Annotated in this window: 12 protein-coding genes; 6 read left to right on the top strand and 6 right to left on the bottom strand. The window is 42.5% G+C overall.

The genetic code is table 11. The features are described 5' to 3' along the window. Positions 1–83: 83 nt before the first annotated feature. The 3 genes from gatC to argS all read right to left on the bottom strand — a co-directional run bounded on the left by gatC (position 84) and on the right by argS (position 2,844). Positions 84–374, bottom strand: coding sequence for an Asp-tRNA(Asn)/Glu-tRNA(Gln) amidotransferase subunit GatC (gene gatC, locus VMW78_06675; protein ID HUV50686.1), 291 nt, complete (start codon positions 372–374; stop codon positions 84–86). Positions 375–514: 140 nt separating this feature from the next. After that, a complete protein-coding gene (locus tag VMW78_06670) occupies positions 515–1,177 on the bottom strand; it encodes an SPOR domain-containing protein (protein HUV50685.1) in 663 nt (220 codons plus the stop codon). A gap of 2 nt (positions 1,178–1,179) precedes the next feature. Continuing rightward, a complete protein-coding gene (gene argS, locus VMW78_06665; protein ID HUV50684.1) occupies positions 1,180–2,844 on the bottom strand; it encodes an arginine--tRNA ligase in 1,665 nt (554 codons plus the stop codon). A 427-nt stretch (positions 2,845–3,271) separates the two neighbouring features. Between argS and VMW78_06660 the strand changes: the two genes are divergently transcribed. The 6 genes from VMW78_06660 (at position 3,272) to VMW78_06635 (ending at position 8,482) form a co-directional block, all read left to right on the top strand. Beyond that, positions 3,272–4,042 (top strand): DUF4198 domain-containing protein, encoded by a 771-nt coding sequence (locus VMW78_06660; GenBank protein HUV50683.1) that lies wholly within the window; start codon positions 3,272–3,274, stop codon positions 4,040–4,042. A 134-nt stretch (positions 4,043–4,176) separates the two neighbouring features. Next, entirely contained in the window at positions 4,177–5,460 is a 1,284-nt protein-coding gene (locus VMW78_06655) for an LbtU family siderophore porin (GenBank protein HUV50682.1), read from the top strand. Positions 5,461–5,469: 9 nt separating this feature from the next. Continuing rightward, positions 5,470–6,081 (top strand): cobalt transporter CbiM, encoded by a 612-nt coding sequence (gene cbiM / locus VMW78_06650; GenBank protein ID HUV50681.1) that lies wholly within the window; start codon positions 5,470–5,472, stop codon positions 6,079–6,081. Further along, positions 6,074–6,733 (top strand): hypothetical protein, encoded by a 660-nt coding sequence (locus tag VMW78_06645; GenBank protein HUV50680.1) that lies wholly within the window; start codon positions 6,074–6,076, stop codon positions 6,731–6,733. Before cbiM ends, VMW78_06645 begins: the two co-directional genes overlap by 8 nt. Before the next feature lie 265 nt (positions 6,734–6,998). Next, positions 6,999–7,757: a cobalt ECF transporter T component CbiQ gene (cbiQ, locus tag VMW78_06640; GenBank protein HUV50679.1), complete on the top strand. Its 759-nt coding sequence runs from the start codon at positions 6,999–7,001 to the stop codon at positions 7,755–7,757. After that, a complete protein-coding gene (locus VMW78_06635; GenBank protein HUV50678.1) occupies positions 7,739–8,482 on the top strand; it encodes an ABC transporter ATP-binding protein in 744 nt (247 codons plus the stop codon). Before cbiQ ends, VMW78_06635 begins: the two co-directional genes overlap by 19 nt. Here the strand turns inward: VMW78_06635 and VMW78_06630 are convergent. Genes VMW78_06630 through dnaE form a run of 3 tightly spaced genes read right to left on the bottom strand, consistent with a single transcriptional unit; the run spans position 8,479 to position 14,536 of the window. Then, a complete protein-coding gene (locus VMW78_06630; GenBank protein ID HUV50677.1) occupies positions 8,479–9,615 on the bottom strand; it encodes a DegT/DnrJ/EryC1/StrS family aminotransferase in 1,137 nt (378 codons plus the stop codon). The two genes, VMW78_06635 and VMW78_06630, sit on opposite strands and share 4 nt — an antisense overlap. Positions 9,616–9,627: 12 nt before the next feature. Beyond that, a complete protein-coding gene (locus tag VMW78_06625) occupies positions 9,628–11,004 on the bottom strand; it encodes a mannose-1-phosphate guanylyltransferase/mannose-6-phosphate isomerase (protein ID HUV50676.1) in 1,377 nt (458 codons plus the stop codon). Further along, positions 10,997–14,536, bottom strand: coding sequence for a DNA polymerase III subunit alpha (gene dnaE / locus VMW78_06620; GenBank protein ID HUV50675.1), 3,540 nt, complete (start codon positions 14,534–14,536; stop codon positions 10,997–10,999). Before dnaE ends, VMW78_06625 begins: the two co-directional genes overlap by 8 nt. Between the last annotated feature and the right edge of the window lie 56 nt (positions 14,537–14,592).

Here is a 14,592-nt window from a genome sequence, read left to right as displayed (position 1 = left end):
TCTACCATCTAACTATTTTTTTATTCACCGCAAACTTTAAACTCTATCTGCCCTCGGCGTCTCTGCGGTGAGATATAAAGTTTTTACGAGTTTATTACCTTTGGAACTATAAAATTTCCGTCTTCCTTTTCAGGAGCATTTGCAAGGGCTTTATCTGCGCCCATAGATTCTTTTACCTCATCCTCCCTGAAAACATTGAACAGAAAAATAGCATGAGAAGTCGGGGCTATGCCCTCAGTGTCAACACTGTTTAGAGTATCGACATATTCGAGTATATCGCCTATCTGGTCCACAAACCTGTTAACAGAGTTTTCATCCAGATCAAGACGGGCAAGATCCGCCGTGTAAACGACTTCGTCTTTGGTTATTTTCATGATATTTTCTTTTTGTAACAATTAACCACTGAGAACACAGAACACACAGAGGATTATTTATAAAATAATTTTTATTTTACCATGAAGAACACGAAGAATAAAAAAATTAATCTTAATAATCTTGATGAACTCGTAAAAAATCATTCTTGAATAACTATCGGTCTATATTTATCTTTTTTCAGCCTGCTTAGAATATCAGCGGCATCTGATGCGTTTTTAAAATGCCCTATCCTGATCCTGTGCCAGGCGCCCTTATCGGGTATTTCCGCTGAAACCGTATATGCCTGATATCCTTTTTTCTTTAACATTTCCGCCATCGAAACGGCAACCTTCATATCTTTCAAGGACGCTATTTGAATAGTAAAATTAGCACCTGCCTCGTCCTTAATCTGCTTACCGCTTGAAGCAGAATTTTCGACCTTTTGCACGGGCCGGGTTTCCGCTTTTTTTTGAGGCGATACTGTTTTTTTGTCCGCAGGCTGCTTAACTTTATGCAGCGCACCAGGCGTGGCCTCTTTCAACGCCTCATAAAAACCGAGCTCCATTTTAGCGCCTTCAGGATCGCTGCTGATTTTAAACCGCTCCTGCCCCTCTTTAATAACAGCCTCTTTCAAGGCAACCAGCTCCTTTTGAAGATTCTCAATATCAAACTTTACAGGAGCCGTCCCCCTTCCCACAAAGATACCAAGTACAAACATCCATGCGGAAACAAAGGATATCACACAGATCCAGGTCGTTGTTCCTTTCCCGCCGGTTTCCTTGAAAGGGTTTTTCTTCTCTGATGTTTTTTCACTTTTTTGCATCGCTACATCTTTTCAGGCGCGGACACGCCAAGAAGGGTAAGGCCGTTTTTAATAACCTTTTTTACGGCAAGAACAAGATACAGCCGCGCGCTAGTCAATAATGGATCATCTATTAACACCCTGTGCTTATTATAATAGGTATGAAAAGAGGATGCAAGGTTCATAAGATAAAATGTTATGCGATGAGGCTCCATAAACTCGGCGCTTAATCTTACCGTCTCCGGATAGCTGTCCATGCTTTTAATCAGATTAATCTCCTCGGGCTCCTTCAGCATGGAGACCGCCTTCTCATCCCATCCTGTACCCTTTATCCCTTTTTCACGCCCCTTTCTTATAATACTGGATATCCTGGCATGAACATATTGAACATAAAAAACAGGGTTTTCGTTTGTCTTTTTCTTTGCAAGTTCCAGGTCGAAATCAAGCGGGCTTTCATGATGACGCGTCAAAAAAATAAACCTTGCGGCATCAGATCCCACTTCACTTATTACATCAGCAAGGGTAATAAATTCACCTCCCCTTGTTGACATGGCTACGGGCTGTCCGCCCCGCAGGAGATTTACAAACTGAACCAGAATTACATCAAACCGGTCTTTGCTGTATCCGGCCGCCTCTATTGAAGCTTTTATACGCGGAATATAGCCGTGGTGATCCGCCCCCCATATATCTATTACACGCTCAAACCCGCGGTCAAACTTGTCTTTGTGATATGCTATATCAGACGCAAAATATGTGGTCTGGCCGTTATTGCGTACAACCACCCTGTCCTTTTCATCTCCAAAGTCTTTTGTTTTAAACCAGTGTGCCCCATCCTTTTCATATATAATATCACGGTTGCGAAAATCATTTAAAACCTTATCAACCTTGCCTGAGTCATAAAGGCTCTGTTCGCTGAACCAGTTGTCAAACTCCACACCAAAGGATTTAAGGTCATCCCTGATTCCGACAATAATATTTTTTGCGGCAAATTGCGCGCAATAAAACACAGCCTCATCCTCCTTTTGATCAAGAAAGACGCGCCCTTTATCCTCCTTTATCCGCCCTGCCAGATCCCGTATATAATCTCCTTGATAACAGTCATCCGGAAATTCTATATTTTCTCCCAATAGCTGCCTGTATCTAAGAAAAACAGATCGTCCCAGGGTATTTATCTGCCTGCCTGAATCGTTTATATAATACTCTTTTTCAACATCATATCCGCAAAAAAGCAAAATGTTTGCTACAGCATCCCCGACCGCTGCCCCGCGTCCATGCCCCACATGCAGCGGTCCGGTCGGATTCGAACTTACAAATTCCACCTGAATTTTACGTCCCCTTCCGATATCTGATGAGCCGTACATGTCATCTTCTTCATGAACCCTGCGCAAAACCGGATGCCATGACAGACTGTTTATGAAAAAATTAATAAAGCCGGGCCCTGCTATCTCTGTTTTGGCGATTACTTTTTTGGGGTCGTCGATATTTTTTATTATCGCCTCTGCAATCCTTTTCGGCTGCATCTTTTGAACCGATGCCATAACCATGGCAATATTGGTTGAAAAATCACCGTGGGACTCAATCCTTGGCGCGTCCACCTCGACATCCGGAAATTCAGATGACGGCAGATCCCCTTTTTCATGGGCATTTAACGCTGCTTTAAGTATCAAATTTTTTATCTTTTGTTTCATTTTGTTATAAATTCCGATCTATTATGGTAAGAACATGCTCAAAATTGATGGCATCATAAAAGGTCACGCCATCAAACATGTAAGCTGTAACTATATTTCATATTCAAGTCAAGAAGCTTTGCCGGGGTTATGCCTTATCTTATTAATTCTGCAACAACGCTGATCATTTCGAGCAAAGGGAGAAATCCTTAATTATAAGTTTTTGGTGTAAGATTTCCCGTGGCCTCTCTTCTCAAAATGACGTTGCAGGGTTAATTTTATATTGACATGAACCTTTTTTAAATATAGTGGATGAAAAAACTACGGGCTGAAGCCTGTTGCATATCTAAGAAATCAATAAAATTCAGCAAATAAAACCACGAAGGTATTCGGTATCAGGAAGATACTTGATCTCTCGTGGTTTTTTTTTGCAATGATGGAGGTAATTATGAAAAAAGGAACTATTTTGGTTTTGATTCTTTGCTTTACTTTTTTTACAGCCGTGCCTGTGTTTGCACATTTCGGGATGCTGATCCCGTCAGATTCCATGGTCATGCAGGATGATAACAGAACCGTAAGCTTAAAGCTTTCCTTTTCCCATCCTTTTGAAGTAGTTGGGATGGAGATGGTTAAGCCAAACGTATTTTCAGTTATGGCAAACAGCGCAAAAAAAGATCTGCTTGGAAACCTGAAAAAGATAAAGGTCATGGAGCATAGCGCATGGCAGGTTGACTACTCGATCAACAGGCCCGGCATATATATGTTTTACATGGAGCCAAAACCTTACTGGGAACCATCGGAAGACTGTTTTATCGTGCATTATACAAAAACGGTTGTCGCTGCTTTCGGGGATGACGAAGGATGGGATGAGGAAATCGGCCTGAAAACAGAAATCATTCCGCTGTCAAAACCGTTCGGATTGTATGCCGGAAATGTTTTCCAGGGAATTGTCAAACTCGACGGCAAGGCTGTTCCATATGCTGACGTGGAAATAGAATACTACAACCAGGGCGGAAAGTTAAAAGCCCCTACAGACTACATGGTAACCCAGTCCATCAAGGCGGATCAAAACGGAGTGTTTACATACGCAGCGCCAAAGGCCGGCTGGTGGGGGTTTTCCGCTCTTAATCCATCGGACAAAAAAATGAACTACAACGGCAAGGAAAAGGATGTCGAGCTTGGAGCGATTATCTGGGTTGAATTTCATGATATGAAATAAGATGAATTCGTAAAAAATCGAATTCATCAGGGGTCAGGGATTAGGGATCAGGTTAAAGCAATTCTTTATCTTATCAACCACCTAATCCTTAATCCCATAACACCTAACACTTATACATACTTAGAGCTTTTAATATGATAAATCGTAATAGAATAATAATTGGGATAACTATATTATTATCGGTGTTCTTTTTTAACCTGAGCGCCCATGCATTAAGCCCTGAAACAGAGCTGCTTTTGAAGCTTCTTGAAAAAAAGGGGGTTATAACAACAGATGATGCGCGCGCCCTGAAGCAGGAGATTGAGGCCGCTGCTCCAAAGGCAACAGACAAAGAAGCCATCAAGGCGGAAATCAAGCAGGAGATCACAGATGAGCTGAAAACCGAGGGAGGCTTGTTAGCCGGCATTCAAGACAATTTAACCATAAGCGGAAAGGTTGAGGTTGATTACCAGTATCTTGATCACAGGAACAGAGCTGATAAAAACAGCGATGGTACATCTGATCTTTATATTTCGACCGTGGAGCTTGGGATCGAAGCCGTGGTTAATGAATCAGCCACAGCAAACTTTGTTTTAAAAGCAGAGGATATTGACAAGAGTAACAACGACGACGCTAACGAAGTCACCGGCGATCCTGAAAGGGTAGCCGTTGACGAGGCAATCATAACCATATTTAATCAGGAAAAATGCCCGTTTTATGCGGTTCTTGGAAAGCGTGGCCAGCCGTTCGGCAACTTTTTCACACACACAATAAGCGACCCAATCACAAAAAGCGCGTACGAAATTGCAACAACAGGGGTTACCATGGGTTATGCCCCTGCGGATCTTTATGGCCTGGATCTTTCATTTACTTTGTATAAAGGCGAAAAGTTGATAGGTCAGGTAGCGGGAATTGGAAGCACAAGTGCCCCGGTCCGCAATACAAGCCCAACCCACGTCGAAACCGATGATGTGGAGTCACACATAGCAAACCTGTCTTTGCAGCCTGTAGATGGTTTGACCATTGGGGCTGCTTTTAACTCAGAACCTGGATATGAAAGCCGCAATAATACTGTAAATGCATTTGCGGAATATTCATTAGCCGGGTTTACCCTTGACTGCGAGTATTTTGCCGCCGTAAAGAGAGAAAAATTCTCAGATAATAAAACATACAAGGAAAAAGCATGGGCGGCAGGGCTGGCCTACAAGATCACAGAGCCTCTTGAAATTGCGGCCAGATATGAAACCTTTGACAATGGCCGTGATACCGATTTAGATGGAGACATCGATTATACCTTAACTCTTGGCGCAAATTATGAACTACTTGACAGCGTTACCCTCATGGGTGAGTATCGCAGGCTTCAGGAAAAGGCTACGGCCGGTTTGTCTCATGAAAAAACAGCCAATGAATATAACATGAGAATGGGAATAGAATTTTAAGGAAAACATATGCATATATCTGAAGGAGTATTATCACCGGCCATACTTATAGGGGGCGCTGTTGTTACAATGGCAGGGGCGGCTATCGGCCTGAAGGGGGTTGATAATAAAGATATCCCAAAGATGGGGATACTTTCAGCAGCCTTTTTCGTAGCCTCACTTGTCCACGTGCCTGTGGGGCCTGCATCGGTTCACATGATATTAAACGGCCTCCTTGGTTTCATCCTCGGCTGGAAGGCCTTTCCAGCAATATTGGTTGCTCTGGGGCTCCAGGCTCTGCTTTTTCAGTTTGGCGGCATTACGACTCTCGGGGTAAATACCATGAACATGGCCCTTCCTGCCATAATATGCTACTACCTGTTTGGATGGAGCACAAAAAGCAGCATAAAACAATCTGTATTCATAACCGCTGCTTTTGCTTCCGGCTTTTGCGCGGTACTTGTTTCCAGTATACTTGTTGGGTTTTGCCTGTATCTTACCGGAGAGGCCTTTTCGCCTGCGGCAAAACTTATAGTTGCCGCGCACCTGCCTGTAATGATAATTGAAGGAATCGTTACAGCGGCCTGCGCGGTGTTTCTCAAAAAGGTAAGACCGGAACTTTTGGAGGAAATAAATGTTTAAAAAAAATCAAGATCTTTGCAAACTAATCCCATTTTTATATCTATCCCTGTTGATTCTGTTGATAACCTTTGCCGCAGCGCCTGCTTTTGCGCACAAGGTTACTATCTTTGCCTGGGTTGAAGGGGATACAATATACACTCAAAGCAAATTCAGCAAAGGAAGAAAAGCCAAAGGATCGCTTGTTACGCTTTCTGACATGGAAGGAAACAAACTTCTTGAAGGCACAACCAACGAAAAGGGGGAGTGCTCCTTTAAAATCCCCCAAAAGACCGGTCTTAAGGTTGTCTTAAAGGCATCTATGGGCCATATGGCTGAATGGAAAATACCTGTAGAGGAAATCGCTGCGTCACAGGCATCACAAAATAAAACTCCCGAAGCCTGCATAATAAGCGATATTACATCGCCATCAAACCTCAGCGGCAGTGAAGCAGACGCTAAACAGCCGATTCCCGGCCCCACCAGCTTGCAAAAAGAGGAAATCAGGCGCCTGATTGACGAGTCCCTGGATCAAAAGCTCAGCCCGATTATAAATATGCTGGCGGACTCTCAGGATCAAGATCCTGGAATAAGCGAAGTAATGGGCGGCATAGGTTATATATTCGGCCTTGTCGGCGTAGCCCTCTATTTTACAAACCGCCGCAAAAAATTATAAGTTTTATTAACCACAGAGATCGCAGAAAAGTAGTGTTGTACCACGAAGAACACGAAGAAATAGAAGTTATAAGCGCCTAAAGATATAGAGTAGGGGCGGGGTAAACCCGTCCCTACGAGGTACTGCACTTGACGTGGGAATAGAATGGCTTTTTACGAGTTCATGATACTTTTTTTCATGGTTTTCTTCGTGATCTTAGTGTTCTTCGTGGCAAATATTTTTTTCGTGTTTTCGTGATTAATTTACTCTGTATTCATGGTAAAAAATGATTATCGAAGAAATATCGAACAGCGATTCCATTATCCATCGCCTTGATCCCCGCATTAAAATCGTAATGGTTTTTCTTTTTTCCGTTTTAGCAGCCGTGTCAAACCGGTTTGTGGTTTTAATCTCAGCCCTTGTTGCGGGCATTATTATACTGTTTTCTGCAAGGATACAGATAAAAGAGGTATTCAAACGGCTGATTCCTGTAAACACCCTCCTTATTTTCCTGTGGCTTTTCCTGCCCTTTACATTTGCCGGTGAGCATCTCTTTTCAATCAGCTCCCTGACAGGAACACGTGAAGGCGTGCTGTTTGCTTTTAGAATAACCATTAAATCAAATGCCATCATGCTGATGCTGATCTCGCTGACCGCATCAACTCCTATATTTACTATAGGCCATGCCATGCATCAATTGGGTATGCCTAAAAAACTTGTGCACCTTTTCTTCTTTACATACAGATATCTCCATGTAATATTTAAAGAATATACCCGTCTGGTCAATTCCATGAAAATTAGAGGTTTTAAACCAAAAACCGATTTGCATACCTACAAAAGCTACGCTAATCTGGTTGGAATGCTTCTGGTAAGGGGTTTCGACCGGTCGCAGCGGGTTCACAATGCCATGATTTGCCGCGGCTTCAGCGGAAAGCTTTACAGCCTGAGCAGCTTTTCAATCAGCCGGACGGATATAATTGCATTTATTCTGATGGCAGCCTTTATCCTGATACTTGGAATACTGGAATGGACACAAATAACCTGATTGTCAATCTTCAAGATATATCCTTTGGCTACCCCGGCAGCCCGCTCATATTAGACAAACTCAGCTTGAAATTTTTCCGTTATGACCGGATTGGATTGATGGGGCCTAACGGAAGCGGTAAGACCACCATGTTTCACATTATCATGGGGCTTCTCAAGCATACTTCCGGCAGCATAGAGATATTCGGAAAACCTGTAACAAAAGAAAAAGAGTTTGATGAAGTGCGCCGGAAAATCGGCCTGCTTTTTCAGGATGCCGACGACCAGCTATTCAGCCCCACAGTCCTTGAGGATGTTGCTTTCGGCCCATTAAACCTGGGCATGAGCCGGGATGCGGCTGTTGACATCGCCAAAAGGACTCTGGAGTCACTTGATCTGGCCGGGCTTGAAGACAGGGTTACCTATAAACTGTCCGGAGGAGAAAAAAGGCTTGTCTCACTTGCCACAATCCTTGCAATGGAGCCTGAAATCCTTCTCCTGGATGAGCCGACCGCGGGCCTTGATGATAAAACAAAGACAAAGCTTATCAGCATACTTTCCAATCTTGATCTTTCCTTTATATTAATTTCACATGAAATCGATTTTCTTTTTGAAATAACCGATTCGATATATACAATGCAAAACAAAAGGATTGTTTCAGACAAAGAGGCACATCTGCATCAGCATATCCATGCCCACCCTCACGGCTTATATACGCATAAGCATAGTAAAAAATCCAGCGCCTAAAGTGCTACAAACTCTTTTATCTTTTCTGCCACATAGCCTTGCTGATCATCTGAAAGTTCGGGGTATATTGGGATGGCAAGTGTGTGCGTGGCCGCATATTCAGCTACAGGAAAGTCACCTTTTTTATAATTAAGATATGAAAAGCATTCCTGGAGATGTAGTGGCACCGGGTAGTAAATCTCCGTTCCTATTTTCGCATCATTTAAAAACAGGCGAAGCTCATCCCTTTTTTCCTTAATACTTATTACAAACTGATTATATATATGCCGGTTTTCCTTTTCAACCGGTAGGCTTACCATATCACCTATATTTGCATCAGCAAAAAGCTCCCTGTATCTGCGGGCATTTTCCTGGCGGGCGGATGTCCAGCTGTCAAGGTGCGAAAGCTTTAAGGAAACAATTGCCGCCTGCAATGCATCCAGCCTGAAATTGCCGCCGATCATTTTATGATAATACTTTGGGCTCCCACCGTGAACCCGGAGTATCCGCAGTTTATCATACAAGGCCTCGGAACTTGTGGTTACGATTCCTCCATCGCCGAAAGCTCCAAGATTTTTTGAAGGAAAAAAGGAAAAGCATCCAAAATCACCCATAGCGCCTGCCCGCATTCCATTATGTTCGGCTCCAATGGCCTGCGCTGCGTCCTCAATAACAATCAGATTATATTTCCTTGCTATGTTTAAAATTCTCTGCATATCCGCACACTGGCCATAAAGATGAACCGGAATTATTGCCTTAACACCGGCCCGCTCTTCCTCACTCATATCAGCCATGGCCCTGTCAATGCATTCCGGAGAGATATTATAGGTGTCTTGATTAATATCGACAAAAACCGGAATAGCGCCTGTTCGGGCTATTGCACCGGCTGTTGCAAAAAAGGTATATGGCGTGGTTATTACCCTGTCGTTATATCCAATATTGGCGGCCATAAGTGAAATAAGCAAAGCATCCGTGCCTGATGAAACCCCTGTTGCATGACGCGTGCGGCAATAGTCGGCAATTTCCTTTTCAAGTGTCTCAACATGAGGCCCTAAAATAAAATACTGACTTTCAAAAATTTCTTCAACGACCTTTAAGACATCATCTTTAATGGTTTTATACTGGCTTTTAAGATCAAGTAATGGTACTTTCATTTTAATTAAACCTCACTTACAGCTCATCTGCACCTGAATAATATAAAGCAGCCTGCTTTCCAGGTTGCTCACTTCAACGGTGTCCTTATTAGAAACAAGAATTGCTTCCCCTTTTTCAAAGGGCCTTGTTTGTTTATCTGATTTAATATTTGCGCGGCCTTTTATTATAAGCAGATGCTTTATTGCTGATGCCTCAACTTTAACCTGCAACATTGAACCAGGATATATGATTAATTTAGACACTGTAAAATCATCCTGTTGCTCCAATAGAGTCAAAACTCCCCATGGATGATGCAGCGTATTATGCTCGTGATATTCCTTTCTACCCTTTTCCTTAAGCTGTGACACAATAGACTTTACATCTCTGCTGTTATCAATATTTGAAACAAATACGGAATCAGGTGTTTCAACAACCACCATATTATTAAGATAGTTGGTTGCGATCAGCCTGTCGCGGCCCATTATAAAACAGTTTTTCGTATCCTTTGCAATTACATCTCCATCAATAACATTGTTGTTTTCATCCTTTGGAAGAAAGTCATAAAGAGATTTCCATGAGCCGATGTCGCTCCATCCAAAATCGGACGGCAGAACAACCCCTTTGTCGGTTTTTTCCATTATAGCGCAATCAAAGGCAATATCCGGGAGTTTTTCATACTCATTTATGGTGATGGCTTTTTCTCTAAAAACCAGATTCTTCATGCTTTCCAGAAGTTCGGGCTGAAAGCGTTTAAACTCTTCAATAACAACAGAAGCTTTAAAGGTAAACATTCCGCTGTTCCAGTAAAAATTGCCGGACTCGATATACTTTTGCGCAAAGGATTTATCAGGCTTTTCAACAAACCTCCTTATGGTTAATGCATTGCCGAATAACTCTTCAGCCCCCTCAATATATCCGTAACCTGTTTCAGGGTAATCGGGTTTAATACCGTAAGTGACAATATGGCCGATGTCGGCAAGCTTTATAGCTGTTTTAATGCTCTTATGAAACCCTTTAACATCCCTGATTACATGATCTGCCGGAAAAACAGATAAGACTGCATCTGAATCGGTTTTTAGAATATTCAGCGCTCCAAGAAGAATTGCCGGCCCGGTATTCCGGCCGCATGGTTCACAAATTATTTTCCCTTTAAACTGCGCACCTATTTCCGCCATGTGCCGCGTAATTTCGTGAAAATGTTCCTGACCGCAAACAATTCTGATATTTTCCGTATCTATAACAGGAGATAACCTTTTTACAGTACTTTGCACAAGAGAATCGCTGCCGATAAACTTTACAAGCTGCTTGGGATATAATTCTCTTGATACAGGCCATAAACGTGTGCCTGTTCCGCCTGCCAACAGAATGGCATATAGATTTATATTACCGCCGATTTTATGATCAGACACTTCTAACTCTCTTTCTTTTGCCGTTGTTTCTAAAATTATTAGGGTGTTGAGAAGCGGCAATTTCTCCGCAAACCGTTTCCACGGCATTATAACCAAGGAATCTGTTTACCTCGCTTGTTAATGCCGAACCGGCCTTAAGCTTCATGGTATCAGGCAAAGCAATTATTGTCTCTGTTTTATCAGGATCACGCAGATGGATATAAGCCAGGCATAAGCCGTGATGTTTGTTGATAATATCATAAAGCTTGACAAGCCTCTCTCTTTCGATCCTCGTTATATCCAAATTAAAGTGGATGCTTGCAGTCCAGGTTTCTTCAGCCTTATCAATAGGAATTAGGGAATCGACCAGTATTTTTACCGAGTTTTCATCCTTTTGCACCCTTCCCTCGAGAACAATTGGATTATCATCTACTAAAAAATCCTGTATTTTTTTATAAACCAAAGAAAAAATCGTAACTTCGATAGAACCCAGAAGGTCCTCTATTGTTACAAAGGCCATTAAATCCCCTTTTTTTGTATTAATGGTCTTGGTGTTTCTTACAATGCCTCCGATCCTGACTGTTTCACCATCATTTTTTTCCTTTACTAAAATAGAATTTGCATTGGTGAACTTATCAAGCAGAGCCTCATACCTGGTTAAAGGATGGCCGGTTATATAAAAACCGAGCGACTCTTTCTCAAAGGCTAAAATCTTTTTCTCATCCCATTCGTCAATTGCCGGCATAGGAGGATGCAACTCGCTTACGCTGGAATTAAACAGGCTTATCTGTGAACATGATCTTTCCTTTTGCACCCTTTGGCCATAATCAAGAACATCTTCCAGGGATTCTATCATCTGGCTGCGACCGGCGCCGGTGGAATCAAAGGCCCCGCATTTTATAAGACTTTCAATAACCCTCTTATTAACCTTTTGTAAATCCACACGCTCACAAAAATCATACAGGGAAGAAAATCTTCCCTTTTTTCTGGCATCAATTATAGATTCAATCGCCCCTTCCCCTACATTTTTAACCGCTACAAGCCCAAATCTTATTTTTGAACCAACTGTGGTGAATTCCTTGCTGCTTTCATTTATGTCAGGAGGAAAAACATCTATTGCGTGACTTCGGCATTCGGCGATATATTTTACCACGCCGTCAATGGAATGAATTTCACTTGTAAGCAATGAAGCCATAAGCTCTACAGGAAAGTGAGCTTTAAGGAACGCGGTCCGGTATGCGATAAGAGAATATGCAGCGCTGTGGGATTTGTTAAATCCGTATCCGCCAAATTTTTCTATAAGCTCAAATATTTTTTTTGCCTTGTCGGAAGCAATGCCATTGTCCCTTGCTCCCTGTATAAAACGCAGAGTGTGCTTAGCCATAATTGCCGGTAATTTTTTCCCCATTGCTTTGCGTAAATCATCGGCCTCTGCCATGGAATAGCTTGCCAGCACCCCTGCAATCTTCATAACCTGCTCTTGATATACAATAACCCCGTAAGTTTCTTTTAAAATAGGTTCCAGCTCGGGGATAGCGTATTTAACAGATTTTCTTCCGTGCTTTCTTTCAACAAAATCATCCACCATTCCGCTTTCAAGCGGACCGGGACGGTAAAGAGCGACAAGGGCTATGATGTCGTCAAAGCATTCCGGCTGAAGTCTCACAAGCAGATCTTTCATGCCTGAACTTTCAAGCTGAAACACTCCGGTTGTATCGCCTGATGCTAAAAGTCTATAAGTATCGGGGTCTTTAAAATCAAGACTTGCGAAATCAGGAGGAACGCTGCCACGTTCGGTAATAAGAGAAAGGGTTTTGGCGATAACTGTAAGGTTGCGAAGGCCTAAAAGATCAAATTTTACCAGCCCGATTTTCTCAACACATTTCATGTCAAACTGAGTTACCACCTCCCCTTTTTTGCCTCTGCATAACGGCAAATATTCCACAAGAGGTTTGTCTGCTATCACAACACCTGCGGCATGTGTTGATGCATGCCTGGGCAGCCCTTCGAGAACACGACATATCTTTATGAGCTCCGCTACTTCAGGATTCTTTTCTGCAAGAAGCTTAATCTTTGGCTCCTGTTTAAGCGCCTCATCAAGGCTTATATTCAAAACATCAGGCACCATCTTGGCGATTGAATCCACCTCGCGCAGCGGTATTCCAAGGGCGCGGCCGACATCACGTATAACGGCTCTGGTTTTGAGCTTTCCAAATGTTATGATCTGGGCAACATAATCGCCGCCACCGTATTTATATACTATGTATTTAAAAATCTCTTCCCTGCCGTTTATGCAGAAATCAACATCAATATCCGGCATACTTTTTCTTGCAGGATTAAGGAAACGTTCAAAAATAAGACCATGCTCTATGGGATCCAGCTCTGTAATTCCCAGGCTATAGGCAACAAGACTTCCGGCTGCGGATCCTCTTCCCGGGCCCACCGGAATATTATTTTCTTTTGAATAATGTATAAAATCGGCAACAATCAGGAAATAGCTCGAAAACTCCATATCCTTTATGATGGAAATTTCATAATCAAGACGGTCATTATAAATTTTCTCATCAATATCCGGGTTCTTTGTTTTTATACGCTGTAATATGTTTGCGTATCCCTGCCTGACCTTTTGCTCGAAAACTTCATCAGCAGTCTGGCCAGGGGAAAGACCAAATTTCGGAAAGTGATATGTGCTGCTTGATTTTGACAGAAAGTCAAATTCAACATTGCACCTTTTTGCAACGCTTACAGCGTTGTTAAGAGCTCCGGGATAAAGGGAAAAAGATGAATGCATCTCCTCTTTTGATTTAAAATAGAGTTGATCGGTTGAAAATTTGAAGTGATCCGGATCATGGATCGTCTTTCCGGTCTGTATGCACAAAAGCGCTTCATGTGCGCGGACATCCTCTTTATCAAGATAATGACAGTCGTTTGTGGCTACAAGAGGGATTGAAAGCCTTTTGCTCATATCAAGAAGAGACTGGTTAACCTTTTCCTGTATTGCGATTCCATTACTTTGGACTTCAAGGAAAAAGTTGCCCTCTCCAAAAATTTCAAGGTAGGCGCGTGCGGCTTCATCCGCCTTATCAATAGCGTTTCCAATAATAAGCCTGGGAATTTCGCCATGCATACATGCTGAAAGACCGATAAGGCCCTTGCTGTATTCTCTTAGAATTTCTCTGTCGATACGGGGTTTATGGTAAAAGCCTTTAAGCTGTGCAATGGTGGCCAGTTGGCATAAATTGCGGTAACCTTCGAGATTTTCGGCTAAAATGACAAGATGGGAAAGCCCCTTGTGGTCAAACGGGGTTTTATCATTAATGGTTTGCGGAGCCACATAGCATTCACACCCTATTATCGGTTTTATTCCAGCCTTTACAGCCTTTTCATAAAATTCAATAGTTCCGAACATTGTGCCATGATCGGTAATGGACACAGAATCCATGCCAAAATCGGATGCCCGTTTTAACAGGGCATCGATCCTTATGGCGCCGTCAAGAAGACTGTATTGCGTGTGAACATGCAGATGGATAAAATCGAATGCAGGATTTGTCATTTCAGATAGATTTGCTTTTTACAAGTTCATCAAAGTTGATGGCTAAGTAAAAAGTT

This window comes from Anaerolineae bacterium, assembly GCA_035529315.1.
Lineage (GTDB): Bacteria > Desulfobacterota > Desulfobacteria > Desulfobacterales > ETH-SRB1 > Desulfaltia.
Note: the sequence above shows the minus strand (reverse complement) of the source record. Positions and strands in the feature narration are given on the sequence as shown.

Bases quoted from the DNA above. Each gene is read 5' to 3' on its own strand.
- argS (HUV50684.1), bottom strand. From the start codon at position 2,844: ATGAAACAAAAGATAAAAAATTTGATACTTAAAGCAGCGTTAAATGCC.
- VMW78_06630 (HUV50677.1), bottom strand. From the start codon at position 9,615: ATGAAAGTACCATTACTTGATCTTAAAAGCCAGTATAAAACCATTAAA.
- gatC (HUV50686.1), bottom strand. From the start codon at position 374: ATGAAAATAACCAAAGACGAAGTCGTTTACACGGCGGATCTTGCCCGT.
- VMW78_06635 (HUV50678.1), top strand. From the start codon at position 7,739: ATGGACACAAATAACCTGATTGTCAATCTTCAAGATATATCCTTTGGC.
- VMW78_06655 (HUV50682.1), top strand. From the start codon at position 4,177: ATGATAAATCGTAATAGAATAATAATTGGGATAACTATATTATTATCG.
- VMW78_06670 (HUV50685.1), bottom strand. From the start codon at position 1,177: ATGCAAAAAAGTGAAAAAACATCAGAGAAGAAAAACCCTTTCAAGGAA.
- VMW78_06645 (HUV50680.1), top strand. From the start codon at position 6,074: ATGTTTAAAAAAAATCAAGATCTTTGCAAACTAATCCCATTTTTATAT.
- VMW78_06660 (HUV50683.1), top strand. From the start codon at position 3,272: ATGAAAAAAGGAACTATTTTGGTTTTGATTCTTTGCTTTACTTTTTTT.
- cbiM (HUV50681.1), top strand. From the start codon at position 5,470: ATGCATATATCTGAAGGAGTATTATCACCGGCCATACTTATAGGGGGC.
- cbiQ (HUV50679.1), top strand. From the start codon at position 6,999: ATGATTATCGAAGAAATATCGAACAGCGATTCCATTATCCATCGCCTT.
- dnaE (HUV50675.1), bottom strand. From the start codon at position 14,536: ATGACAAATCCTGCATTCGATTTTATCCATCTGCATGTTCACACGCAA.